Source organism: Streptomyces sp. A18 (genome assembly GCF_059026065.1).
The window spans coordinates 1-1,137 of sequence record NZ_JBWLKL010000125.1 but is presented as its reverse complement, the minus strand read 5'-3'; the positions used below and the strand labels follow the sequence as shown (position 1 = coordinate 1,137).

Genomic DNA, 1,137 nt, shown 5'->3' with positions numbered 1-1,137 from the left:
CGCCTCATCTACCAGGCCCGCCTCCAGGCCCGCTTCGGCCGCTCCTGGCGCCGCAAGGCCCCCGTCGAGTCCCTGATACCACTGCGCCTGGCGCGGTTCGGCGTACCGCTGGCGGAGACGGCCCCCGCGGGCCTCGCCGCGGCGGGCATCGGTGCTCCGGGGCAGCAGCAAGAGGCACCTGCGGCCGAGGTGCACCGGGTGCCGGTCCAGAATCCGCCAGTGGTGGGGGAGGAGCGGATCCCTGCCGGTCCGCCGCAGCAACCCGAAGTGTTGCTCCCCGCAGATGGAGAAAGCCAAGGGCCAGAACTGGCACTCCTGTTGGACGACGGCACGTATCCGGAGGGCTACTTCGAGGCCTACGTCGAGTTCGTGAGGCAGCACGGCGTCTGCCCCACGGCTCACCAGTTCAGCTTCTTCCTCATGGACGCCTACGGCGTCGCGCAGCCAGACGGCCAGCCGCTGCCACACGACCAGCTGAGCTTGATGACACAGCACTTCGAGCAGCGCGATGCGGGCCAGTCCCTGCCGCAGTCCCCACCCGCTGACGAGGCTCCGGACGAGGAGACTGGGGCGGAGTCGGGGGAGGAATGGGCGTCGTTTCTCCAGGACGCGGCACGCCTGTACATCACCGAGTTCGGCATCTCCCCGCGCCCGCGACCTTCAGCTCGTTCTTGGCGTCGCGGTACATGCTCAGCAGCCCCGACGGCTCCCCACTGGACGAGGACATGCTGACGGTGCACCTGGCAGCCATCGCAGCCGAAGGGGAAGCCGCCCCTGCGGACGATCGGGAGCCTGCCCCTGAGCCCCGTGCCCAGGACGACCGCAGGGCGCCGGTGCCCGAGCAGCAGAAACGCTCCCCGCGTATCGACGCACAAGTCCCCGACGATGATGAGGTCACCACGGCACCGACGGAATCGCCTGCGGCGCAGTTCACCACGGTCGACCGCTACTACCTGGCCTGGCTCGACTACCAGAGCGCCCACGGCACTGAGCCGTCGGACAAGGAGCTCTCAGCCTTCCTGGCCGAGCACGGCGTCACGGGACGCAGCGGCGCCCCGGCCGACCCCAGCACCCTGCGCCGCTACCTGCCTCAATTCCGTGTCTACGAAGTCTGGGCCGCCGAGCGGCAGCACACCG

Annotated in this window: 2 pseudogenes; both read left to right on the top strand. The window is 69.8% G+C overall.

What is annotated here, in order from left to right:
- Positions 1–732 (top strand): annotated as a pseudogene (locus tag AC5P1C_RS43760) (DUF2637 domain-containing protein); the annotation flags it as partial.
- Positions 687–1,137 (top strand): annotated as a pseudogene (locus AC5P1C_RS43755) (hypothetical protein); the annotation flags it as partial. The pseudogenes AC5P1C_RS43760 and AC5P1C_RS43755, both read left to right, overlap by 46 nt.